This window comes from Streptococcus parasalivarius, from assembly GCF_054785155.1.
This window is the reverse complement of the sequence record NZ_BAABOB010000003.1, coordinates 140,030-162,471: the sequence shown is the minus strand read 5'-3', so window position 1 is coordinate 162,471 and position 22,442 is coordinate 140,030. Positions and strand designations below refer to the sequence as shown.

25 protein-coding genes and 1 tRNA gene are annotated in these 22,442 nt (G+C 40.2%); 24 read left to right on the top strand and 2 right to left on the bottom strand.

Annotated features, from left to right (window positions below):
- The first annotated feature begins 38 nt into the window (after positions 1-38).
- The 7 genes from ACYVQ1_RS04225 to folP all read left to right on the top strand — a co-directional run bounded on the left by ACYVQ1_RS04225 (position 39) and on the right by folP (position 6,966).
- Complete coding sequence (locus tag ACYVQ1_RS04225; RefSeq protein WP_461249910.1) at positions 39-1,418, top strand: hypothetical protein; 1,380 nt, start codon at positions 39-41, stop codon at positions 1,416-1,418.
- A 162-nt stretch (positions 1,419-1,580) separates the two neighbouring features.
- Entirely contained in the window at positions 1,581-1,853 is a 273-nt protein-coding gene (gene rpsP, locus ACYVQ1_RS04220; protein WP_002884675.1) for a 30S ribosomal protein S16, read from the top strand.
- 11 nt (positions 1,854-1,864) lie between these two features.
- The gene (locus tag ACYVQ1_RS04215; protein WP_002884680.1) at positions 1,865-2,113 is read left to right on the top strand and encodes a KH domain-containing protein; all 249 of its coding nucleotides are present in this window, start codon (positions 1,865-1,867) and stop codon (positions 2,111-2,113) included.
- 161 nt (positions 2,114-2,274) lie between these two features.
- A complete protein-coding gene (locus ACYVQ1_RS04210) occupies positions 2,275-3,537 on the top strand; it encodes a bifunctional folylpolyglutamate synthase/dihydrofolate synthase (protein ID WP_461249911.1) in 1,263 nt (420 codons plus the stop codon).
- Between the two features lie 66 nt (positions 3,538-3,603).
- On the top strand, positions 3,604-5,448 hold the full coding sequence (locus ACYVQ1_RS04205) for an APC family permease (RefSeq protein ID WP_002884557.1): 1,845 nt from the start codon (positions 3,604-3,606) through the stop codon (positions 5,446-5,448).
- A gap of 145 nt (positions 5,449-5,593) precedes the next feature.
- Positions 5,594-6,157 (top strand): GTP cyclohydrolase I FolE, encoded by a 564-nt coding sequence (folE, locus tag ACYVQ1_RS04200; protein ID WP_175061450.1) that lies wholly within the window; start codon positions 5,594-5,596, stop codon positions 6,155-6,157.
- A gap of 8 nt (positions 6,158-6,165) precedes the next feature.
- Complete coding sequence (gene folP, locus ACYVQ1_RS04195) at positions 6,166-6,966, top strand: dihydropteroate synthase (protein ID WP_104021271.1); 801 nt, start codon at positions 6,166-6,168, stop codon at positions 6,964-6,966.
- 36 nt (positions 6,967-7,002) lie between these two features.
- On the opposite strand, the gene ACYVQ1_RS04190 is transcribed toward folP, so the two are convergent.
- The gene (locus ACYVQ1_RS04190) at positions 7,003-8,454 is read right to left on the bottom strand and encodes an alpha-amylase (RefSeq protein ID WP_461249912.1); all 1,452 of its coding nucleotides are present in this window, start codon (positions 8,452-8,454) and stop codon (positions 7,003-7,005) included.
- A 222-nt stretch (positions 8,455-8,676) separates the two neighbouring features.
- On the opposite strand from ACYVQ1_RS04190, the gene folB reads away from it, so the two are divergent.
- From folB to ACYVQ1_RS04150, 8 genes are all read left to right on the top strand, one after another.
- Entirely contained in the window at positions 8,677-9,036 is a 360-nt protein-coding gene (gene folB / locus ACYVQ1_RS04185; RefSeq protein ID WP_060972232.1) for a dihydroneopterin aldolase, read from the top strand.
- A complete protein-coding gene (folK, locus tag ACYVQ1_RS04180) occupies positions 9,033-9,524 on the top strand; it encodes a 2-amino-4-hydroxy-6-hydroxymethyldihydropteridine diphosphokinase (protein WP_461249913.1) in 492 nt (163 codons plus the stop codon). Before folB ends, folK begins: the two co-directional genes overlap by 4 nt.
- 189 nt (positions 9,525-9,713) lie before the next feature.
- Positions 9,714-10,616, top strand: a complete 903-nt coding sequence (gene murB / locus ACYVQ1_RS04175) for a UDP-N-acetylmuramate dehydrogenase (protein ID WP_060972618.1) — start codon at positions 9,714-9,716, stop codon at positions 10,614-10,616.
- Between the two features lie 46 nt (positions 10,617-10,662).
- Positions 10,663-11,817 carry an ABC transporter ATP-binding protein gene (locus tag ACYVQ1_RS04170; protein WP_064524180.1) on the top strand — a complete coding sequence of 385 codons (1,155 nt, stop codon included), beginning with the start codon at positions 10,663-10,665 and terminating at the stop codon, positions 11,815-11,817.
- Positions 11,801-12,595, top strand: coding sequence for an ABC transporter permease (locus tag ACYVQ1_RS04165; RefSeq protein ID WP_461249914.1), 795 nt, complete (start codon positions 11,801-11,803; stop codon positions 12,593-12,595). Before ACYVQ1_RS04170 ends, ACYVQ1_RS04165 begins: the two co-directional genes overlap by 17 nt.
- On the top strand, positions 12,592-13,371 hold the full coding sequence (locus tag ACYVQ1_RS04160; RefSeq protein ID WP_368386608.1) for an ABC transporter permease: 780 nt from the start codon (positions 12,592-12,594) through the stop codon (positions 13,369-13,371). The genes ACYVQ1_RS04165 and ACYVQ1_RS04160 overlap by 4 nt, the downstream gene beginning before the upstream one ends.
- Positions 13,364-14,431, top strand: coding sequence for an ABC transporter substrate-binding protein (locus tag ACYVQ1_RS04155; protein WP_461249915.1), 1,068 nt, complete (start codon positions 13,364-13,366; stop codon positions 14,429-14,431). Before ACYVQ1_RS04160 ends, ACYVQ1_RS04155 begins: the two co-directional genes overlap by 8 nt.
- A 308-nt stretch (positions 14,432-14,739) precedes the next feature.
- Positions 14,740-15,639: an SPFH domain-containing protein gene (locus ACYVQ1_RS04150; RefSeq protein WP_461249916.1), complete on the top strand. Its 900-nt coding sequence runs from the start codon at positions 14,740-14,742 to the stop codon at positions 15,637-15,639.
- A 42-nt stretch (positions 15,640-15,681) separates the two neighbouring features.
- Here the strand turns inward: ACYVQ1_RS04150 and gloA are convergent, their stop codons facing one another.
- Positions 15,682-16,077, bottom strand: coding sequence for a lactoylglutathione lyase (gene gloA, locus ACYVQ1_RS04145; RefSeq protein WP_461249917.1), 396 nt, complete (start codon positions 16,075-16,077; stop codon positions 15,682-15,684).
- 115 nt (positions 16,078-16,192) lie between these two features.
- Here gloA and ACYVQ1_RS04140 point away from each other — a divergent pair, with 115 nt between their 5' ends.
- From ACYVQ1_RS04140 to ACYVQ1_RS04100, 9 genes are all read left to right on the top strand, one after another.
- Positions 16,193-17,086, top strand: a complete 894-nt coding sequence (locus ACYVQ1_RS04140; protein ID WP_461249918.1) for an ROK family protein — start codon at positions 16,193-16,195, stop codon at positions 17,084-17,086.
- Positions 17,087-17,240: 154 nt separating this feature from the next.
- Positions 17,241-18,335 carry a 3-phosphoserine/phosphohydroxythreonine transaminase gene (gene serC, locus ACYVQ1_RS04135; protein WP_461249919.1) on the top strand — a complete coding sequence of 365 codons (1,095 nt, stop codon included), beginning with the start codon at positions 17,241-17,243 and terminating at the stop codon, positions 18,333-18,335.
- A 12-nt stretch (positions 18,336-18,347) separates the two neighbouring features.
- The gene (locus tag ACYVQ1_RS04130) at positions 18,348-18,905 is read left to right on the top strand and encodes a GNAT family N-acetyltransferase (protein ID WP_461249920.1); all 558 of its coding nucleotides are present in this window, start codon (positions 18,348-18,350) and stop codon (positions 18,903-18,905) included.
- 18 nt (positions 18,906-18,923) lie between these two features.
- Positions 18,924-20,102: a 3-phosphoglycerate dehydrogenase family protein gene (locus ACYVQ1_RS04125; protein ID WP_080611865.1), complete on the top strand. Its 1,179-nt coding sequence runs from the start codon at positions 18,924-18,926 to the stop codon at positions 20,100-20,102.
- Between the two features lie 55 nt (positions 20,103-20,157).
- Positions 20,158-20,652: a methylated-DNA--[protein]-cysteine S-methyltransferase gene (locus tag ACYVQ1_RS04120; RefSeq protein WP_104021263.1), complete on the top strand. Its 495-nt coding sequence runs from the start codon at positions 20,158-20,160 to the stop codon at positions 20,650-20,652.
- A gap of 34 nt (positions 20,653-20,686) precedes the next feature.
- Positions 20,687-21,040 (top strand): arsenate reductase family protein, encoded by a 354-nt coding sequence (locus ACYVQ1_RS04115; RefSeq protein ID WP_037598335.1) that lies wholly within the window; start codon positions 20,687-20,689, stop codon positions 21,038-21,040.
- Positions 21,041-21,097: 57 nt separating this feature from the next.
- Positions 21,098-21,168, top strand: a tRNA-Thr gene (locus ACYVQ1_RS04110).
- A gap of 152 nt (positions 21,169-21,320) precedes the next feature.
- Positions 21,321-21,695, top strand: a complete 375-nt coding sequence (locus tag ACYVQ1_RS04105) for a CidA/LrgA family protein (RefSeq protein WP_037598332.1) — start codon at positions 21,321-21,323, stop codon at positions 21,693-21,695.
- On the top strand, positions 21,688-22,383 hold the full coding sequence (locus tag ACYVQ1_RS04100) for an LrgB family protein (protein WP_037598330.1): 696 nt from the start codon (positions 21,688-21,690) through the stop codon (positions 22,381-22,383). The genes ACYVQ1_RS04105 and ACYVQ1_RS04100 overlap by 8 nt, the downstream gene beginning before the upstream one ends.
- Positions 22,384-22,442: the final 59 nt, after the last annotated feature.

Genomic DNA, 22,442 nt, shown 5'->3' with positions numbered 1-22,442 from the left:
AAGTTAATCATGTGTTTTTTAATTCAGGGGGATTTATTATGTTGAAAGACGAATGGTTAGAGTACTTTGAGGCTGTGAATGGCCGAAAACCAAGACCAATCGACTTTAAAGAAGCCTTGGAACGAGGAGAGTTTGTTCTCTCTGAAGGTGCAGAGGCTAACCAAGTAGCTGATCAAGGAGAGTCATCAGCTGACCAACAGTTTGAAGAAGGAACCGCAACTGCCAGAGCACTAGCCCAGTCTCAGAAAGAGCGTGACAACGCGCAAGAGGCTATGGCAAATGTGGCTCAAGAAAAGAGAAAGGCCCTATCTCAAGAGACTGTTGGTCAAGTAAGAACCATTCAGTCGGGCCGTCAGGCTGAGGATATTCAAAAAGAAGAGGAACAACGCAAACGCGTAGCAGAGGCTAAGGAGCGTTTGGCAAGTTATGCGCCAACCCGTCCAGATGCAGGAAATCATTCTGTTAATACTTCGAGTGAGCCTAATCAATCTATTCCAGTTTTCAGTAACCAAGCACAGCATCTTGGATTGTCTGAGGATTTGACAAAACTTGATCATAAGGAAGAAAAAGCAGCTAAGAAGCTTGCTCGTCAAGCTACTCGTGATAAGAAAAAGGCTGAAAAATTAGCTGCTAAAGCTAAATCTAAGGAAGAACAGACAGTTGCCAGACTAGAAAAGAGATTGGAAAGTCAGGTTCGTCTTCTAGAAACGATTCAAAACGCTAATCAAAAATCGCAAAAGGCCAAAAATTGGGGCAAAGGAGCCTTGATTTCTAGTCTTGTTGCTGTTGTTTTGATGTTGCTTGTTGGTGGTGTATACGGTTTTTGGCGTAATGCTTCGGGGAACATTGAGGGGACTTGGGAATTAAAATCGTCTAAGGTATTGGACGAAAATTCTGGAAAGTTAACCAATACTCTGAAAGAACATGAAGATAAAGATGAAATTTACGTCTCTTTCCTTAAAGTTGATCAGTCTAATAATTTACAAACACATTCTTACTTTTATAAAAAAGGTGAGGAGGATCAGCCTACTTTTACAGCTTCAGATTATTTGAAGGAATATCAAGTTGTTGATCAGTGGAATAAATCGATTACCTATACTAAAGAAGTTTCAGAATTTAAGCGTGAGTTGACTAAAGTTGTCTCGCAACTTTATCCAAATGCAGATAAGAATCTAGTAGATTACTATATTTCGGATAATGTAGATAACTATCGACTCTACCGTAAAGGGAAACGCACCAAGTCTTATACTGTAAATAAAGATACCTTGGTTGTTTCTACCTACAACGAGGATGGCAAGTTGACCAGTCGTGATACTTACGAGAAAGTGTCGAAGGCAGCTGCTAAGGGTTTAGAAGCTGAATATGCTGAAGCAAAGGTAGCTTATGAAAAAAATCACAAGACTACAACTAAGAAATAGTCGAAAAGGAAGTTAGAGTTTGACTCTAACTTTTTTTGTAGAAATTTTAAGTCTGTCAAGTTTTTTTCTTGACACATAAAAATGATATGGTATACTAGTTAAGGTCGAGGGGCGATAAGTGCCCCCACCATAATAAAAAACTAAAGAAAAGAGATATTAAAAATGGCAGTAAAAATCCGTTTGACTCGTATGGGTTCTAAGAAAAAACCTTTCTACCGTATTAACGTTGCAGATTCACGTGCTCCACGTGATGGACGTTTCATCGAAACAGTTGGTACTTACAACCCACTCGTTGAAGAAAACCAAGTAACACTTAAAGAAGAACGTGTTCTTGAGTGGTTGTCTAAAGGTGCACAACCTTCAGATACAGTTCGTAACATCCTTTCAAAAGAAGGCGTTATGAAGAAATTCCACGAATCAAAATTCTCAAAATAATTTTTTAGCCTATGGATACCATTGAAAATCTTATTATCGCTATCGTTAAACCTTTAATTGCTTCACCAGATCAGTTGACCATCAAAATTATTGACGGTCCTGAGTTTTTGGAGTACCATCTTGATCTTGCCCCAGCCGATATTGGGCGTGTTATCGGGAAAAAAGGACGTACTATTACGGCGATAAGAGCGATTGTCTATTCGGTACCTACTCAAGGTAAAAAAGTTCGTCTTGTTATTGACGAAAAAGAGAAAGCTTAAGAGGTGACCCTAGGGTTGCCTTTTTTGCATATTTTGGTTATACCTAGGAGTCTTTGGTATAATAAGAGCGTCAAAGCATTAAGCTCAGGAAAAACTAGAAATCTAGTTTAGAGGTCGGTTTAATGACTAAGTTGAAGCATTAGCCTAAAAAAGGAGTAATTATGACTTATCAGGAAGCGTTGGATTGGATTCATGGACAATTAAAATTTGGCATCAAGCCTGGGTTGGAGCGTATGGCTTGGATGCTTAAAGAGTTGGGAGATCCACAAGATAATCTCAAGGCTGTGCATATCGTGGGAACAAACGGCAAAGGGTCTACAGTCAATGCCCTCCAAACCATTTTCACCCAAGCAGGTTATGAAGTTGGAACCTTTACTTCACCCTATATTATTGACTTCAAGGAACGAATCTCTCTTAATGGTCAGATGATTTCAGAAGAGGACTTACTTGACCTGGTTAATCGTGTGAAGCCTGTGGTTGAACGTCTACCAAAAGAGACAGAGCATGAAAATGCGACAGAGTTTGAAATTATCACAGTCTTGATGTTCCTCTATTTTGGTCAGATCCATCCTGTGGATATCGCATTCATTGAAGCGGGAATGGGTGGTCTTCATGATTCGACTAATCTCTTTAAGCCCTTGGCAGTCCTGTGTCCATCGATTGGTTTAGATCATCAGGCTATTTTGGGAAATACCCATGCTGAAATTGCAGCAGAAAAAGCTGGTGTTTTGAAGAATGGGGCTCCCTTTATTTATGCGACTGACCGTACTGATGTTCGAGATGTTTTCGAGAAGAAGGCGCGTGAAGAAGGTTCTAAGACCTATGAGCTGGGGAGAGATTTCACAGCTGAAGGGTCAAGCCATTCCTTTGATTTTACCTATGGAGAGCAAAGGTTAGATGATATAGCCTTGGCTATGGCCGGTCAACACCAAGTGGCAAATGCTAGCTTGGCTATCATGGCTTCTTTATTGCTTCAAAAAGATTATCCTAAAGTAACTCTTGAACTCATAAAGAATGCCCTGGCTCATGCCCATTGGCGAGGTCGAACAGAATTTTTAAGACCTAATCTCATGATTGATGGTGCTCATAATAATGAGAGTGTTAAAGTTTTGATTGACTTGTTGCAATCAGAGTATGCCAATAAGGAGATTGAACTTCTCTTTGCAGCGATTGATACCAAGCCTATTGACGGTATGCTTGCCCAACTAAAATCGGTTGGTGACTTGACTGTAACGAGTTTTGACTATCCAAACAGTGTTAAATTAGATAAATACCCAGAGGCTTATAAGCAGGTACCAGACTTCAAAACATGGATTAGAGAACATGTGACGACTGACAATAAGAAACTTTATGTGGTAACGGGATCTCTATACTTCATTTCTCAGGTCAGAAAATGGGTTTTAGAGCAGGCAAGTGATGGTTAAGACTTGAAAGATGACATTTAGGGGCGTATAATAGCCCTCGTATGTTTTAAAAGTAAGGAGATCACAATGTTTCAACGTCTGAAAAACATTTTAATCGGTGAACCTTTAACTCATGATGATAGTGGTGATGGACACTTATTGTCCAAGATTCAGGCCTTGGCCATGTTGTCGAGTGATGCACTTTCATCTATCGCCTATGGTCCAGAGCAGGTCGTCTTGGTTCTGACAGCTGTATCTAGTGCGGCTATTTGGTGGTCAATCCCTATTGGGCTTTTGGTTCTCGTCCTTTTGGCCAGTCTTACCATTTCTTATAGACAGGTTATCAAAGCCTATCCTCAAGGTGGTGGTGCCTATATGGTAACGACGGAAAATCTGTCTCCTAAGTTTGGCTTGATAGCTGGTGGTAGTCTTTTGGTTGATTACATGTTGACGGTCGCTGTTTCAGTGGCCTCAGGTGCAGATGCCATTACTTCAGCCCTTCCCTTCCTGCATCCTTTCAATCTTGAAATATCAATGATTTTGGTGCTTGTTTTGATGGTTATGAACCTTAGGGGAATGCGTGAATCGGCAAAATCTTTGATGATACCAGTTTATCTCTTCATTGTTTCGACGCTCTTCTTGTTGGGATTTGGTTTCTTTCAAATTTTAACGGGTCATATGCCTTACGCAGCCACAGCACATTTAGGACAACCAATTACAGGTGTGTCATTGATTCTTATTTTAAGGGCCTTTACTTCAGGTTCTGCCTCATTGACAGGGGTAGAAGCTATCTCTAATGCGGTGCCTTTCTTTAAGAAACCTAAGGCCAAAAATGCAGCTTCAACCCTCTTTATCATGTCTAGCATTTTGGGGGCTATGTTTGCGGGAATTACCTTCCTCAACTGGTGGACAGGTATTACACCTCATGCAGGAGTAACCATCTTGTCACAAATGGCTAGAGAAATTCTCGGTCAGTCATGGATTGGTAGTATTCTATTTTACGTTTTTCAATTCTCTACTGCCATGATTCTTGCAGTGGCAGCTAACACAGGTTTTTCAGCCTTTCCGATGTTGTCCTTTAATATGGCGAAAAATAAATACATGCCTCACATGTATCTTGAAAAAGGTGCACGTATGGGATACTCTAATGGGATCTTGACACTTGCAATTGGTGCCATTACCCTTTTGTTTATTTTCCGAGGAAATACGGAACGGTTGATTCCGCTTTACACCATCGGTGTATTTATTCCATTTGCTCTTTCTCAAACGGGGATGGTCATTCATTGGATTCGTGAATATGGTAAGGGATTCTGGAAACACTCTTTAGCAAATATCTTAGGTGCCCTCATTTGTTATGCTATTGTTCTCATTCTCTTCCTTTTCCGTTTAGGAGATATCTGGCCATTCTTCCCAATTATTGCAATCTTGATGTGGATGTTCCTTAAGATTAAAAAACACTATAATGGTGTTGCTCAACAGTTGCGTATTGATGGGGCGGTAGAAGAACACCATTATCAAGGAAATATTGTTCTTATCCTCGTTGGGAATGTTACCAAGGCTAATATCGGAGCTATTTCCTATGCACGTTCTATTGGTGACAAGGTTATCGCCATGCATGTATCTACTAAGGATACAGAGAACAAGGACAAGGAAACTGAACAAGAGTTTAAAAAATATTTCCCTGAAATTGAGATGGTTCATATCCAATCACCATATAGCTCAATCACTCAGTCAACCATTCAGTATGTGGACGAGGTCGCCACTCAAGCTGAGAAGGATAATGCGACTCTGACAGTCATGATTCCTCAGTTTGTCCCTAAAAAATCATGGCAAACCATGCTTCACAACCAAATGAGTTTACGATTGAAATATTATCTCAAATGGCGTGAGAATATTGTGGTTTCATCTTATTCTTACCACTTGAAAGACTAAAAAATATAAGCGAAGATAACCTCTATATGAAAGGTGGTCTTCGCTTTTTTTGAGGTTTAGGTAGCTAGGAAATCTTATTTTTTGCAAGAAAAATCCAGCAAAATAAGGTATAATATATAGTATTATAACGTTGCAAGAGGAAATTATGGCAAATCAAGAAAAAGTAGAACAAGCAGTCTATCAACTATTGGAAGCTCTCGGTGAAAATCCTGAGCGTGAAGGTCTTTTGGACACACCAAAACGTGTGGCTAAGATGTATGCTGAAATGTTTTCAGGCCTAAATGAAGATCCTAAGGATCAATTTACAGCTGTCTTTTCAGAAGTTCATGACGAAGTTGTCCTTGTCAAGGATATTCCTTTTTACTCTATGTGTGAGCACCATTTGGTTCCATTTTATGGTAAGGCCCATGTGGCTTATTTGCCAAGTGGAGACAAGGTGACAGGACTTTCCAAATTAGCGCGTGCGGTTGAAGTAGCTGCTCGTCGTCCACAGTTGCAAGAACGTCTTACAGATCAAGTTGCTGCAGCACTTGAAGAAGCTCTGAATCCTCGAGGAGTTTTTGTCATGGTTGAAGCAGAGCACATGTGCATGACCATGCGAGGCATTAAGAAACCAGGAAGTAAGACAATCACAACTGTCGCTAAGGGCCTTTATAAAGAAGACCGTGAAGAACGCAAGGAAATTCTTTCATTGATGCGTGATTTTTAGGAGTTAAGATGTTTATTGGCAAACATGAGATTGCAGGTAAGGCCTGTATTATGGGAATCTTGAATGTCACCCCTGATTCTTTCTCAGATGGTGGCGATTTTGACACTGTAGAGGATGCGTTGGCTCAGGTTGAGCGTATGATTGCCCAGGGAGCTGCCATTATCGATGTAGGTGGCGAATCTACAGGACCAGGAGCAGAATTTGTGACCGAGGAAGAAGAGATTGCTCGTATCGTGCCAGTTATTCAGGCTATCAAGGCAAAATATGATGTGCTCATCAGTATTGATACCTATAAGACAGCTACTGCCAGAGCTGCTCTTGAAGCAGGGGCAGATATTCTAAATGACGTCTGGGCTGGACTCTATGATGGTCAGATGCTAGCTTTAGCAGCTGAAAAGAATGTGCCGATTATTCTCATGCATAATCAAAAAGAAGAAGTATACAATGATGTCACAGAAGATGTCTGTACATTCCTCAGTCAACGAGCCCAGGCCGCCTTGGAAGCAGGTGTGGCCAAGGACAATATCTGGATTGATCCAGGCTTTGGCTTTGCGAAAAATGTCCAACACAATATTGACCTGCTAAAAGGTTTGGACAAGGTCGTTGCCTTGGGCTATCCTGTTCTTTTTGGGATTTCTCGTAAGCGTGTTGTGAACTACCTACTAGGTGGGAATACTCAAGCTAAGGATCGCGACCAGGGGACAGCTGCCTTATCTGGCTATGCTGTTACCAAAGGATGTCAGATTGTACGTGTGCATAATGTTGATGCCAATCGTGATATCGTTAAGACTATTTCAGGAATTTTATGATACTAAAAAAAACTCAGTTCAACTGAGCTTTTTTTCTTAGTCTTGAATTGTCCAAACGCTGATAGATTTTTCAGAAACTGGGAAGTCTCCCCATCCGTCTTCGTCAATGGTTACATTATCAGAGCAGTTTCCAAGAATGTCATAGAAGGTTTGTCCAGCCCAATCACTACCAATTTCCATAGACTTGCTGTTAGCAGCATCATTAGAAATCGTTACAGCTAATGGAGCCCCATCTTCGTTGCCAGAGCGTGTCCACCCGATACAGTTAGGGTCATCAAAGTAGTCAGTTTGCTCACCGTAAGCTAGGTCTTTACGAGCGTAGAGCAAGGTATCTAGGCTCTCTTGGAAATTTTCTTGGGCAAATTCACCCTCAATACCATAGTAGTCACCATAAAATAGGCAAGGAAGACCGTCTTCACGGAGAAGGATGAGAGCGTAAGCAGCTGGTTTAAACCATTCTTCAACAGTAGATTCTAGAGCTTGTCCGCGTTGAGTGTCGTGGTTGTCTACGAAGGTCACGGCATGTTCAGGATGATTTTTGACCAAGGAATGATCGAAAATTGTTGTTAAATCATAATCAGCTCCCGCTGTGCTAGCGTTGTGTAGATTGTTGTGGAGGGAAACATCGACGAGGTCAAAACGTTTTTCAATCTTTTCAAGATAGGTATTGTTATCCTCCTCGTTACCATTCCAAAATTCACCAAAGACATAGAAATCCTGACCTTGTTTTTCTTTGACATCGCGAATAAAATTACGCATAAAGAAAGAATCAATGTGCTTAATGGCATCCATTCGGAATCCTTGAACGCCTGTTGTTTCAACGAACCAATCTGCCCATTCGTAAATATTTTCAATAACTTCAGGGTGTTTATAGTCTAGGTTGGCATACATAAGGTAGTCGAAGTTACCATTTTCGTTGTCAACCAAGTCGTTGTCTGCCCAGCCTTTGTTGTCACCTTGGATAAGATAGATACCACTTTTATTACGTTTGGCATCGAAGTCGGTTCCGTTAAAGTGGTACCAGTGCCATTCAAAATCGTTGTAGGCTTTATTTCGTCCGTCAAAGGTGAAATGTGTCCAGCCTTCGATTTCAAATGGTTCGCTGATCTCTTGGGTACGGTCTTCTGGGTCAACTTCGACCACTTCGAAGGTCTCAAGTTTATCCGCTGCCGCCTTGTGATTAAGCACAACGTCGGCCATAGGTACAATACCAACTTCTTTGAGTTGGTTGATAGCATTGAGATATTCTTCTTTGAGGCCGTATTTGGTGCGGACTGTTCCTTTTTGGTCGAATTCTCCAAGGTCAAAGAGGTCATAGACTCCGTAACCAACATCATCTTTGTTTGTAGCTTTATAAGCGGGTGGCATCCAAACGTGGCTGATGCCTAGGTCTGCTAAATGTTGGGCATCTTTAGCCAAATTGTTCCAGTGTTGACCGTCACTTGGGAGATACCATTCAAAGTATTGCATTGCGGTTTGATTTGTCATAGTTTTTTCCTTATTAGTTGAGATAGTCTTGCTTATAATTCAGGAGTTTCTTTTTAGCTCCTGTGTCTATATTTTACCAAATTAGAAGAATTATGCAATCGATTGCATAAAGTGTAAATACACTAACTTCAGATTTGTCTAAAATATCATACTAATTAGAGACCAACTTTTCAACCGTTTTGTGCTAGAATAAAGAAGAGTCTAGTGTCTTAAGGAGAAACTATGGATAAAATTATTTTAAATGGTTGCCGTTTTTATGGTTATCACGGGGCTTTTGCTGAGGAGCAGACCCTAGGGCAAATTTTTGTGGTTGATTTGGAATTGACTGTTGATCTAACTAAGGCCTCACAGAGTGACAATCTAGATGATACGGTTCACTATGGTTTGGTTTTCGAAGCCGTGCAAAAACAAGCGGAAGATAAAAAGTACATTTTGATTGAGCGTTTGGCGGGTGCGATTTGTGAGGATCTATTTGCCCAATTTACACCAATTCAATCTATTAAAGTTCGAATTACCAAGGAAAATCCACCAATTAATGGGCATTATAAGAGTGTTGGTATTGAATTGGAGCGTAGCCGATGACAAGAGTTTATTTGAGTTTGGGATCTAATATGGGTGATCGTCAGGACTATCTCCAAAAAGCTGTGGAGTCCTTGAATGACTTACCTGAGACAGAGGTTAAAGCAGTATCTTCCTATTATGAGACGGCTGCTTGGGGATTAACAGAGCAGGCTGATTTTTTGAACCTTGCCTTGGTCTTAGAGACTCAGTTGCCAGCTGAAGCCTTACTAAGGTCATGTCAGCAGATTGAAAAAGACCTTGATCGCGTTCGTCATGAGCATTGGGGGCCTCGGACAGTAGATATTGATATTCTTCTATATGGGCAGGAAATCTGGGAGACTGAGCACCTTAAAGTGCCCCATCCTTATATGAGTCAGAGAGCTTTTGTTTTGGTTCCCTTGATAGAAATAGCAGATGATTTGGTTGACCCTAAAACTGGTCAAGCCTACAAAAAATATTTGAGTCAATTAGACACTAGTGATGTCCGCAAATTGGAAGTTATGGACTAGCTTTGCGTGAAATTCCTTGTCGTCAAGATGGGGATTTTTTGCTATAATTAATCTTGGCTTTTTGCTGTATTTTTCTTTTTATTTTTAGGGAAAAATACTAACTCATTTTTAGGTAGTGATAGTAATATGGGGAAGTCTATCACGATACCTACAAAGAAATAAATGTATAGAAAAAGTATGGAAAATAACATGTTAGATGAACTTAAAGAAGATTTAGTGGGAATTGATATTCGTTTCGACGAACCCTTAAAACGTTATACATATACCAAGGTTGGTGGTCCAGCGGATTATTTGGCCTTTCCACGTAACCGCTATGAACTCTCTCGTATTGTCAAATTTGCTAATAAGCATGACATTCCTTGGATGGTGCTCGGTAATGCCAGTAATTTGATTGTCCGTGACGGTGGTATCAGAGGGTTTGTGATTATGTTTGACAGACTTAATGGTATTGCAGTTAATGGTTATCAAATTGAAGCTGAAGCGGGGGCTAATTTGATTGCGACAACCAAGGTGGCTCGTTTCCAAAGTTTGACTGGTTTTGAATTTGCAGCTGGGATTCCAGGTAGTGTTGGTGGTGCCGTCTTTATGAATGCGGGTGCCTATGGTGGTGAGATCGCCCATATCTTGGTTTCTGCTCAGGTTCTTACAAAAGACGGTGATATTCGTACGATTGATGCAAGAGATATGCGTTTTGGTTATCGTCGTTCGGTGCTCCAAGAAACAGGTGAAGTGGTTATTTCAGCTAAATTTAACCTCAAACCAGGAGACTACGAGCAAATCAAGAATGAGATGAATCGTCTTAATCATTTGCGAGAGCTTAAACAACCTCTTGAATACCCGTCATGTGGTTCGGTCTTTAAACGCCCACCAGGTCACTTTGCAGGTCAGCTGATTATGGAAGCCAACCTCAAGGGACATCGTATCGGCGGTGTTGAGGTGTCAACTAAGCATGCTGGTTTCATGGTTAATGTCGATCAAGGAACAGCAAAAGACTATGAAGACCTTATTTCAGATGTTATCGCTAAGGTTAAGGAAAATTCAGGTGTTACACTAGAGCCTGAAGTACGTATCATTGGCGACGAATTAAACTAATAAAACCCTATCCCTATATTTGCTATCCATGGAGGATTTATGACAATTGACTAAACCGATTATTGCCTTTCGAAATGTCTCAAAAGTGTTTGAAGACAGTGGCACACAAGTTTTAAAAGACATCAACTTTGAACTAGAAGAAGGTAAGTTCTATACCCTTCTTGGGGCTTCTGGTTCTGGTAAATCAACGATTTTGAACATCATTGCAGGTCTCTTAGATGCGACCAGTGGTGACGTCCTTTTGGATGGAAAACGTATCAATGATATTCCTATCAATAAAAGGGATGTTCACACCGTTTTCCAATCTTATGCCCTCTTTCCACATATGAATGTCTTTGACAATGTGGCTTTTGCCCTTAAATTGAAAAAGGTGCCTAAAAAGGAAATTGAAGAGCGTGTAGAAGAAGCCTTAAAGATGGTTCAACTAAATGGTTATCAAAAGCGCTCGATTCAAAAATTATCAGGTGGTCAACGTCAACGTGTGGCTATTGCTCGTGCGATTATTAACCAACCCCGTGTAGTCCTTTTGGATGAGCCTTTGTCAGCACTGGATTTGAAACTACGTACTGAAATGCAATACGAGTTGCGCGAATTGCAACAACGTTTAGGGATTACTTTTGTCTTTGTCACTCACGACCAGGAAGAGGCCTTGGCCATGTCGGACTGGATTTTTGTTATGAATGATGGTGAAATTGTTCAATCAGGAACTCCGGTTGATATCTATGACGAACCGATCAATCACTTCGTTGCAACCTTTATTGGAGAATCTAACATCCTACCAGGCGTTATGATTGAGGACTATTTGGTTGAGTTCAATGGGAAACGTTTTGAATCTGTTGATGGAGGAATGCGTCCTAATGAACCTGTCGAAGTGGTGATTCGTCCTGAAGATTTACAGATTACACTTCCTGAAGAAGGCAAATTGCAAGTTCGCGTGGAAACGCAGCTCTTCCGTGGGGTCCACTATGAAATCATTGCCTATGACAATCTTGGTAATGAATGGATGATTCATTCAACCCGTAAGGCGATTGAGGGTGAGATTATCGGTCTTGATTTTACGCCTGAGGATATTCATATCATGCGTCTTAATGAGACAGAAGAAGAATTCGATGCTCGTATTGAAGAATATGTGGAAGTGGAAGAGCATGAAGATGGCTTGATTAATGCCATTGAGGAGGAGCGCTATGAAGAAAACAGCTAGCCTCTTCTCGGTTCCTTACCTCCTTTGGCTCCTACTCTTCGTGGTTGCTCCAGTGCTCATGCTACTCTATCAGTCTTTCTTTGATATCAGTGGCAACTTTACTTTGGACAACTATGGTACCTTCTTTTCCAGTTGGACTTACTTAAGGATGAGTTTTAACTCGGTTCTTTATGCAGCCATCATTACTCTGGTAACCCTTTTCATTTCTTATCCGACGGCATATCTTTTAACCAGACTAAAGCATAAGCAACTTTGGTTGATGTTGGTCATTTTGCCGACCTGGGTCAACCTCCTTCTGAAAGCCTATGCTTTTATGGGGATTTTTGGGCAACAAGGTGGTATCAATGCCTTTCTCGGCTTCTTTGGGATTGCACCCATGCAAATTCTCTTTACGGATTTCTCCTTCATTTTCGTGGCTAGCTACATTGAAATTCCCTTTATGATTCTACCGATTTTCAATGCACTGGATGATTTGGATGAAAATATTGTGAATGCGAGTAAAGATTTGGGAGCCAATGATTGGCAGACCTTTACCAAGGTTATTTTTCCTTTATCGCTTAATGGAGTACGCTCTGGTGTCCAGTCGGTCTTTATTCCTAGTCTCAGCCTCTTTATGCTGACACGCTTGATTGGTGGGAACCGAGTGATTACCCTAGGGACAGCTATTGAACAGCACTTCCTCACGACACAAAACTGGGGAATGGGTGCAACCATTGGTGTTGTTCTTATTGCTGCCATGATTGCGACCATGTGGTTAACAAAGGAGAGACGTCAATGAAAAAATTTGCAAATCTCTATTTAGCTTTTGTCTTTGTTATCCTCTATCTGCCAATCTTCTATTTAATCGCCTATTCTTTCAATAGTGGTGGCGATATGAATAGCTTCACTGGCTTTACTCTGGATAACTACCAGAGCATGTTTTCAGATAGCCGACTCATGTTAATTCTGGCTCAAACCTTCTTTTTAGCTTTCCTTAGTGCTCTTCTGGCGACGATTATTGGTACCTTTGGGTCAATCTTTATCTATGAGAGCAAACAGAAGCAGCAGACTGGAATCTTATCCCTAAATAACGTACTCATGGTTGCACCTGACGTTATGATTGGTGCGAGTTTCTTGATTCTTTTCACCTTGATTGGTTTCCAACTTGGCTTTGTTTCTGTCTTATTGAGTCACATTGCCTTTTCAATCCCAATCGTGGTTCTCATGGTGTTACCACGTCTTAAGGAAATGAATCGAGATATGGTGAATGCGGCTTATGACCTAGGTGCAACCCAATGGCAGATGTTACGTGAGGTTATGTTGCCATACTTGACACCTGGTATTATTGCTGGTTATTTCATGGCCTTTACCTATTCGCTGGATGACTTTGCAGTAACCTTCTTTGTAACGGGGAATGGTTTTTCAACACTTGCTGTGGAAATATACTCACGTGCCCGTAAAGGGATTTCCTTGGAAATCAATGCCCTATCAACGGTTGTCTTCTTGTTCTCTATTCTTCTAGTCATAGGATATTATATGATTACCAAGGAGAGAAAGGAGGAGCACGATGCGTAAACTCTATCAATTTCTGGCAGGGATTTTAGCAATTATTTTCTTCCTTTGGGGAATTTCTGCCTACATGCAAAGTCGTACAGGAAATGCTTCGGACAAGCTTGTTATTTATAACTGGGGTGATTATATTGATCCTGATCTTTTGACCAAGTTCACTAAAGAAACAGGCATCAAGGTCCAGTATGAAACTTTTGATTCCAACGAAGCTATGTATACTAAGATTAAGCAAGGTGGTACGACATACGACATTGCTGTGCCGTCAGACTACACCATTGATAAAATGGTCAAGGAAGACCTTTTGGTGAAGTTGGATAAATCTAAAATCCAGGGCTTTGACCAGATTGGCTCAAGTTTTAAGGGGCTTAGTTTCGATTCTAATAATGACTATTCTATCCCTTATTTCTGGGGGACAGTCGGAATCGTCTATAATACGAAATTGGTGAAAAAAGCACCTCAGCACTGGAATGATCTTTGGTCACCCGAATACAGAAACCAGATTATGCTGGTTGATGGCGCGCGAGAAGTTATTGGTCTTTCTCTCAATAGCTTGGGCTACAGTTTGAATACCAAGAACATGACAGAATTGCGTCTGGCTGAAACTAAACTTAATAGCCTAACACCGAATATTAAAGCTATTGTGGGTGATGAGATGAAGGGCTACATGATTCAAGGTGATGCGGCTATTGGAGTAACCTTCTCAGGGGAAGCCAGTGAGATGCTTGATAAAAATGAGGACCTACGTTATGTTGTCCCATCTGAAGGCTCAAATCTTTGGTTTGATAATCTGGTCATTCCTAAAACTGTGAAGCATGAGAAGGAAGCCTATGCCTTTATTAACTTCATGCTTAAACCGGAAAATGCAGCACAAAATGCTGAATATATCGGTTATGCGACACCTAATGAGGCAGCCAAAGCCTTACTTCCAAAGAGTATTACGGATGATAAAGCCTTTTACCCATCAGAATCAACCATTAAAAACCTTGAAGTCTATAATAACCTAGGTCAAAAGTGGCTAGGAATCTATAACGATATTTACCTTCAAGTTAAGATGTATCGTAAATAAGTTTTTTGAGACCTACGTTTTAGATGCAATCTAAAACGGTTCTTCAAACGATTTTATTTTAAAATTACGGAGAGGCTGAAACGCAATAGTTTCAGTCTTTTTCTTACATCGAAAAGTCTCGCCTGTTGCGTACAAGTCTCTCGATTAACAAGAGTTTCCAAGATTTCAGGAGTGCTGACACATAAGAGATTAAGAAAGTGTCTACTTTGCACTATTCCGAACAAGCCATACTATTTTTTTTGAAAAATTGTGTTACTGTGCTATAATAAAGCAAAGGAATTTTTAATGTTTATTTTGGAGGACTTAACATGCAAGTAGTAGTTTTCTTTTTACTAATTCCCTTCATACTTATCTTGGGAATTCTCATCAGTATGCTTTATGTCGTACGTCAACAGTCAGTAGCTATCGTTGAACGTTTTGGACGCTATCAAAAAATCGCAACGAGTGGTATCCATATGCGTTTGCCATTTGGTATCGATAAAATTGCAGCTCGTATTCAACTACGTTTGCTTCAAAGTGAGATTGTGGTCGAAACCAAGACAAAGGACAATGTCTTTGTTATGATGAATGTGGCTACTCAGTATCGTGTAAATGAGCAAAATGTTACAGATGCTTACTATAAACTCATGCGTCCAGAGGCTCAAATTAAATCATACATTGAGGACGCCCTTCGTTCATCAGTTCCTAAATTGACGCTTGATGAGCTCTTTGAGAAAAAGGATGAGATTGCCCTTGAGGTTCAACACCAAGTAGCAGAAGAAATGACAACTTATGGTTATATCATTGTTAAGACCTTGATTACCAAAGTTGAACCAGATGCTGAAGTTAAGCAGTCTATGAACGAAATCAATGCTGCCCAACGTAAGCGTGTAGCAGCCCAAGAATTGGCAGAAGCTGATAAAATCAAGATTGTCACAGCAGCCGAAGCCGAAGCTGAAAAAGATCGTCTTCATGGTGTTGGTATTGCCCAACAACGTAAGGCTATCGTTGATGGATTGGCTGAATCTATTGCAGAACTTAAAGAGGCTAATGTGGGGATGTCTGAAGAGCAGATTATGTCTATTCTCTTGACTAACCAATATTTGGATACCCTTAATACTTTTGCGGCTAAAGGTAATCAAACCTTATTCTTGCCAAATAATCCAAACGGTGTGGATGATATTCGTACCCAAATTTTGTCAGCCTTGAAAGCAGATAATAAAAATTAAGCACAAAAAGAAGCCAGATCTATACGATCTGACTTTTTTGATTTATTTTTCTAGGAATTGAGCCAAACGAATAACTTCAATCTTATAGCCATCTGGATCAGTGATAAAGTAATACATTTTTGGTTTACCAGGAAGACCTGAGAGGTCTGTAACAGTGTATCCAGCCTCTTTGTGAGCTTGGTGTGTAGCTTCTAAATCATCGACACCAATAGCGATATGACCGTATCCATCTCCTAAATCATAGGCTTCGTGGTCATAATTGTAGGTTAATTCCAACTCGTAATCAGGATCATCTTCGAGTTGCAAGTAGACAAGGGTGAACTTATATTCTGGAAAATCATTTCGACGAGCTTCTTTGAAACCAAGAGCTTCTTTATAAAATTTAAGTGAGGTTTCTAGGTCCTTGACACGGACACAAGTGTGTAGAAATTTAGTCATGTGAGATACTCCTTTTATCTAATTCTGTAAGTTTATGATAGCATTTTGAAACCGTTTTTTCTACTATTAGCTCTTTTATGCTATAATGACGAAAAACAATCTGTGGAGGATGATTATGACGATTTTAGCGATTGATTTTGGAGGAACACAGGTAAAGTCAGCACTTGTTTCAGAGGAGTTTGTCATTGAAAAAAGTCTGCCGACGCAGTCATCTCCACAAACCTTGGACCAAGCTATTGATGTTATTGATTATATAGTTACTTCAGTTGAAGCCAAGCTATCAGGTATTGCTATTAGTGTTCCTGGGACGGTTGATACTGAGGAAGGTGTCATTTATCATGGTGGCTTATTGAGGTTCTTCCATGGTTTTCGTATTAAAGAGGTCCTTGAAGCCAAGTACCATTTGCCTGTAATGGCTCTTAATGATGGTAAAGCGGCAGCCTTGGCAGAGCTAGTCACAGGCCATTTGCAAGGAGTGACCAATGGTGCAGCCCTTGTTTTGGGTTCAGGTCTTGGTGGTGGACTTATAATTAATGGTAAACTTTTTCAAGGAAGTCACTTTCAAGCGGGCGAGTTGACCTTTATTTTACCAGTTCAAATGGAAAAAGTTGAGCCTTCATTGATGCGAGGCATGACTCTGTCAGCTGTAGGTTTAATTACCAAAATTAATGAAGTGTTAGGTAACTCTGACTTAAAGAATGGTTTAGCCGCATTTGAGGCAATCAATGTAGGAGATAAAATGGTCTATCCATTTTTTGAAAGCTATTGCCGTAACTTAGCCATTACCATTTTGAATCTTCAAACCATTTTTGATATGGAAACCTTTGTTATTGGAGGTGGCATTTCAGCCCAGCCTATTCTTATCGAGGAGGTCAACCGCCAGTTTGATAAGGTTCACCATGAGATTGACTTTATTGGTAAAATTATTAAACGTCCGAAGATTGTGGCCTGTCATCATCATAATGGAGCTAATCTGATTGGAGCAGCTTATTTTCTTAAGCAGAAATAAACGGATACTAAAATCAAATGCTGATAAAAATATACATAAAATGCCTAACTTTTTAAAGATGATCGGTTAATTCCGTTCGTTTTTTACTGTTAGGACTTTACAATATTCAGAAAATTCGCTATAATGGGACCATTAAAATTTTGGAGGTGTCTTTATGACAATTTATAATTTCTCAGCAGGACCTGCTACATTACCAAAACCAGTGCTTGAAAAAGCGCAGGCTGAATTGCTTAACTATCAAGATTCCGGTATGTCCGTGCTAGAAATGTCCCACCGTTCTCCAGAATTTGACAAGATCGTTAAAGATGCGGAAGCGACACTTCGTGAGCTCATGGCCATTCCTGATAACTATAAGGTTATTTTCTTGCAAGGTGGTGCTTCAACACAATTTACAATGGTCCCACTTAACCTCGCTCAAGATAAGAAAGCTTACTACCTTGTAGGTGGTTCATGGGGTAAAAAAGCTTATACAGAAGCTGTTAAACTTTCAAAAACCATTCCTTTCGAACCAATTCTTTTGGCCTCTTCAGAAGAAACTGTTTACGATCACATCCCAAGTTTTGACCCAGCAACAATTGATCCAGAAGCTGCCTATGTTCACTTGACAACGAACAATACCATTGAAGGTACAGCTATCTACGATTTGCCTGATACTAACGGTGTGCCAATTGTAGCTGATATGTCTTCAAATATTTTGGCAGCTCGCTACAATGTTGAGGACTTTGCCCTTATCTACGCTGGAGCTCAAAAAAATATCGGACCAGCTGGTGTAACAGTAGTTATCGTTCGTGAGGACTTCCTTAATGACCAGCCACAATTGTCTGCCATGTTGGATTACCGTATTCAAGCTGAAGCAGGATCACTTTACAATACACCACCATGTTTCAACATCTATATTTCAAAACTCGTCTTTGACTGGGTTAAAAATGAAATTGGTGGCGTAGACAAGATGGCTGAAATTCAACGTGAAAAATCAGGTCTTCTCTACGATTACATTGAGTCATCTGATTTCTACACAAACCCTGTCAAAGATGCCAAGGATCGATCTGTCTGCAACATTCCATTCATCACAACAAGTAAAGAGTTGGATGCTAAGTTTGTAGCAGAAGCAGATACTCTTGGTTTCAAGAATATCAAAGGACACCGTTCAGTAGGTGGTATGCGTGCTAGTGTTTATAATGCTTTCCCACGTCAAGGTGTGCTTGATTTGATTGACTTCATGAAGAAATTTGAAGCCGAAAATAAATAATTAGGTAAAGAGATGGAAATTAGACAAGCCTTTCCAAATGAAATTGGGGCTATTATGACTGTCGTTGAGAGTGCTAGAACTGCTTTAGCAGAAGCTGGTAGCACCCAATGGCAAGGAGCTGATGGTTACCCTACTGAAGAAACAATCTTCGACGATGTCCTTAAGGGACAGGCCTATGTAGGACTCATTGATGGTCAAATTGTTTCTTATGCTGCGGTGATTACTGATGGAGACCCTGCTTACGACAAAATCTATGATGGAGACTGGAAACATCACAATAAGCGCTACATTACTTTCCATAGGGTTGCTGTTTTGACTGAGGTTACGGGTCAAAGGGTCGCTCAAACCTTTATTCAAGGTCTTATTGAGGGAACTGATGCTCATGATTTTCGTTGCGACACGCATGAAAAGAATCTTATCATGCAGCATATTTTGGAGAAGCTTGGCTATGTCTATTGTGGCAAGGTCCCTATTGATGGTGAACGTCTTGCTTATCAGAAAATCAAAACCAAGCGTGAGAAAGCCTTTTATCAAGAAGTTGATGAAGCAGCTCACCACGGGATACATTGATTTAAGAGGAATAAAATTATGGTATTTAGTGTAAAAACATATAACAATATTAACCAGATTGGTTTGAAGGAACTTGGAAATCATTTCCAAATTGATGGTGATTTAGCGGAAAATCCAGATGCCTACATCATTCGTAGTCAAAATCTCCATAATACCGTCTTCCCTGACAACTTGAAAGCTATTGCGCGTGCTGGTGCAGGAACTAACAATATTCCAGTTGACGAAGCAACTGAAAAAGGAATTGTTGTCTTCAATACTCCAGGTGCCAATGCTAACGCTGTTAAAGAAGCTGTTCTGGCCTCTATCTTACTCTCAGCACGTGACTATATTGCGGCCAATGCTTGGGTTAACACACTTAGTGGTGACGATGTTCCTAAACAAATTGAAGCAGGGAAGAAACAGTTTGCTGGTAGCGAGATTGCTGGTAAGACCCTTGGTGTTATCGGGCTTGGTGCTATTGGTGCACGTATTGCCAATGATGCTTACCGTTTGGGTATGAAGGTCTATGGTTACGATCCATACGTTTCTATTGAAGCAGCTTGGAATATTTCTCACCATGTAAGACGTGTTTCTGATCTCAAAGAGATTTTTGAAAACTGTGATTATATCACTGTTCACGTTCCATTGACACCTGACACAAAAGGAACTTTCAATGCGGATGCCTTTAACCTTATGCAAAAAGGGACAACTATCATTAACTTTGCCCGTGCAGAGTTGGTAGATAACGATGCCCTCTTTGATGCTTTGGAAACAGGTGTGGTTAAACGTTATATCACCGACTTTGGTACAGAAGAGCTACTTAATAAACCTCATGTGACTGTCTTCCCACACGTTGGAGGATCAACAGGTGAAGCAGAACTTAACTGTGCGATTATGGCTGGTCAAACCATTCGTCGTTTCATGGAAACAGGTGAGATTGTTAACTCTGTTAACTTCCCACGTGTACAACAGGCCTTGAGTGCCCCATACCGTATCACCTTGATTAATAAAAACGTGCCTAATATTGTGGCTCGTATCTCTACAGCGGTTTCTGATTTTAATATCAATATTGATAATATCATCAACCGTTCTAAGGGAGACTATGCCTATACACTTCTTGACCTTGATGAATCAGACAAGTCTAAGATTGATGAATTGGTTGCTAAGTTTGAGGCTAGCGACAATATCGTTCGTGTGCGTTTGATTAAAGGTAAATAATAAGAGTTAATTGACAGGAACAAGAGATTCCTGTCTTTATTGTTATAATAAATATATGTTTTATCGTCAGTATTATTTATCTCCTATTGGACGCTTGTGTTTGGTGGCAAGTGACCAAGCGCTTTATGGCATTTGGTTGGAGGGACAAAAGCATTTTCAGGCAGGTATTAAGGAAGAGGAATTAGTAGACACCTCAAATCCTATCTTGAAAATGACGAGGGATTGGTTAGAGGCTTATTTTAAAGGTAATAATCCAAGTCCAGATACCCTCCCTCTAGCAGATAGAGGGACCTCCTTCCAGTTAAAGGTTTGGTCAGCTTTACAGGACATTCCTTCGGGGCAGAGTAGAACCTATAGTCAGATTGGAAAAGTGATTTCATGTCAATCGGCACAGGCCGTAGGAACTGCTGTTGGTAAGAATCCATGGTTGGTTCTCGTCCCTTGTCATCGGGTTCTTCCTAGTAGTGGTCATATAGGAAAATATGCAGCAGGAGAAGAAGCCAAGCGTTTTTTACTTCATTTAGAAGGCATTAGGTTTGACAAGTCTTAGACAGATATTTTATGCTAGAAAAAAGGAGAAAAACATGTACACTTTTTATGAATATCCCAAATGTAGCACTTGTCGTAAGGCAAAGGCGGAACTCAATCAATTAGGTTTAGATGTTAAATCTATTAATATTAAGGAAAACCCACCTTCGGCTCAGTTTTTAAAAGAGCTTTTGGCAGGGTCAGATTTAGAACTTAAGAAATTCTTTAATACGAGTGGACAATCCTACCGATCTCTAGGATTAAAGGATAAGCTACCAACGCTATCTCTTGATGAAGCTGTTGAACTCTTAGCTTCAGATGGTATGTTGATTAAACGTCCTATCTTGATTAAAGATGGTAAGGTTTTACAGGTTGGTTACCGTACGCCATACCAAGACTTAAATTTATAAAAAATAAGCAAAAAATCTTGCCACAGTAAATAGAAGTATGGTAAGATTAAGACAGTTGCCGCTATAGTTAAATGGTATAATAGAGCAATGGTAATGCTCCGTTCCGAGTTCAATTCTCGGTGGTGGCATCTGTGATAGAGTCCAGCCTTTGGGTTGGATTTTTTTATGTTCAAATGGGCTGATTTATGACTCTCAATTTTTAAAAAGAATTTACTGAAAACTCTTGAAATTCAAAAAAAAAGGAGTAGACTAATAGGTGATTAAACCTAGGAGGCAAGTTGTGAAATACTACGTTCAATTCATGTTGATTTGTTTGTTTGCCGTTATTGGTGAAGCTCTGTCAACATTCTTCAAATTACCTATTCCTGGAAGCATTATTGGCTTATTCTTGCTTCTGATTGCTCTTCAGCTTAAGTGGATTCGTCTACGTCATATACATGCTGTGGCAGAATTTTTAATTGCCAATATGACTATTCTATTTTTGCCAGCAGGTGTCGGTATTATGGAACGTTGGAATGCTATTTCAGCGAATATTGTCCCTATTATTTTGATTATTATGGGAGCCTTGGTTCTTAATATTGTAGTGATTGCAGTAGTCGTCGGTTTCATCAAAAAACATTTTGAAGGTGATTACGAGGAGGTTAAACGTGGCTAATTTTTTTAACACACCCTTGTTTGGGCTAACACTTTCTGTACTAGCTTACACATTAGGGCTATTGATTTATCGCCGTTTCCCTAATCCTTTGACGACGCCTCTTCTTGTATCGACTGCCCTGATTATCGTCATTTTGCACTATACAGGAATTTCCTACAAGGATTACTATGTCGGTGGCTCTTATCTTAACAGTTTGATTATTCCTTCAACAGTCGCGCTAGCAGTTCCTTTTTATAAAAATCTACACCTCATGCGCCATCACTATAAGAGTATTCTAATTGGATCAACGGTTGCTTGTGTTCTAAATACGACTTACACGGCCTTGATTGCTAAGCTTTTTGGAATGGATTATTTTTTGGCTATTTCGCTCTTTCCTAAGTCTGTAACGACTGCCATGGCTGTGGGAATTTCGGAAAAAATGCAGGGGATTACGACGGTAACCTTGGTTGTAGTTGTTATTACGGGTATCTTAACCTCTGTCTTAGGTCCTGTCTTTCTAAAAATGATTGGGATTAAAGACCCAGTCGCTATCGGACTTTCACTAGGAGGAACCGGACACGCTGTAGGTACAGGAACTGCCTTCAGATATGGTCAAGTTGCAGGTGCCATGGGTGGTCTCTCAATCGCTGTAACAGGGATTCTATATGTCTTTATTAGTCCTATTGTGGCGAGTTTGATTCTGAAATAAAAAATTAAGGTTTGGATAGGGTTTCCAAGCCTTTTTAGCTGTGAAAAGCAAGCAAAATC

What these genes read in the sequence shown, in the direction of transcription:
- murB (WP_060972618.1), top strand. Translation starts at nt 9,714, where the DNA reads ATGTTAGATGAACTTAAAGAAGATTTAGTGGGAATTGATATTCGTTTC.
- ACYVQ1_RS04165 (WP_461249914.1), top strand. Translation starts at nt 11,801, where the DNA reads ATGAAGAAAACAGCTAGCCTCTTCTCGGTTCCTTACCTCCTTTGGCTC.
- folE (WP_175061450.1), top strand. Translation starts at nt 5,594, where the DNA reads ATGGCAAATCAAGAAAAAGTAGAACAAGCAGTCTATCAACTATTGGAA.
- ACYVQ1_RS04140 (WP_461249918.1), top strand. Translation starts at nt 16,193, where the DNA reads ATGACGATTTTAGCGATTGATTTTGGAGGAACACAGGTAAAGTCAGCA.
- ACYVQ1_RS04205 (WP_002884557.1), top strand. Translation starts at nt 3,604, where the DNA reads ATGTTTCAACGTCTGAAAAACATTTTAATCGGTGAACCTTTAACTCAT.
- folP (WP_104021271.1), top strand. Translation starts at nt 6,166, where the DNA reads ATGTTTATTGGCAAACATGAGATTGCAGGTAAGGCCTGTATTATGGGA.
- serC (WP_461249919.1), top strand. Translation starts at nt 17,241, where the DNA reads ATGACAATTTATAATTTCTCAGCAGGACCTGCTACATTACCAAAACCA.
- folK (WP_461249913.1), top strand. Translation starts at nt 9,033, where the DNA reads ATGACAAGAGTTTATTTGAGTTTGGGATCTAATATGGGTGATCGTCAG.
- ACYVQ1_RS04225 (WP_461249910.1), top strand. Translation starts at nt 39, where the DNA reads ATGTTGAAAGACGAATGGTTAGAGTACTTTGAGGCTGTGAATGGCCGA.
- ACYVQ1_RS04160 (WP_368386608.1), top strand. Translation starts at nt 12,592, where the DNA reads ATGAAAAAATTTGCAAATCTCTATTTAGCTTTTGTCTTTGTTATCCTC.
- ACYVQ1_RS04115 (WP_037598335.1), top strand. Translation starts at nt 20,687, where the DNA reads ATGTACACTTTTTATGAATATCCCAAATGTAGCACTTGTCGTAAGGCA.
- ACYVQ1_RS04210 (WP_461249911.1), top strand. Translation starts at nt 2,275, where the DNA reads ATGACTTATCAGGAAGCGTTGGATTGGATTCATGGACAATTAAAATTT.
- ACYVQ1_RS04130 (WP_461249920.1), top strand. Translation starts at nt 18,348, where the DNA reads ATGGAAATTAGACAAGCCTTTCCAAATGAAATTGGGGCTATTATGACT.
- gloA (WP_461249917.1), bottom strand. Translation starts at nt 16,077, where the DNA reads ATGACTAAATTTCTACACACTTGTGTCCGTGTCAAGGACCTAGAAACC.
- ACYVQ1_RS04215 (WP_002884680.1), top strand. Translation starts at nt 1,865, where the DNA reads ATGGATACCATTGAAAATCTTATTATCGCTATCGTTAAACCTTTAATT.
- ACYVQ1_RS04125 (WP_080611865.1), top strand. Translation starts at nt 18,924, where the DNA reads ATGGTATTTAGTGTAAAAACATATAACAATATTAACCAGATTGGTTTG.
- ACYVQ1_RS04155 (WP_461249915.1), top strand. Translation starts at nt 13,364, where the DNA reads ATGCGTAAACTCTATCAATTTCTGGCAGGGATTTTAGCAATTATTTTC.
- ACYVQ1_RS04190 (WP_461249912.1), bottom strand. Translation starts at nt 8,454, where the DNA reads ATGACAAATCAAACCGCAATGCAATACTTTGAATGGTATCTCCCAAGT.
- rpsP (WP_002884675.1), top strand. Translation starts at nt 1,581, where the DNA reads ATGGCAGTAAAAATCCGTTTGACTCGTATGGGTTCTAAGAAAAAACCT.
- ACYVQ1_RS04120 (WP_104021263.1), top strand. Translation starts at nt 20,158, where the DNA reads ATGTTTTATCGTCAGTATTATTTATCTCCTATTGGACGCTTGTGTTTG.
- ACYVQ1_RS04150 (WP_461249916.1), top strand. Translation starts at nt 14,740, where the DNA reads ATGCAAGTAGTAGTTTTCTTTTTACTAATTCCCTTCATACTTATCTTG.
- folB (WP_060972232.1), top strand. Translation starts at nt 8,677, where the DNA reads ATGGATAAAATTATTTTAAATGGTTGCCGTTTTTATGGTTATCACGGG.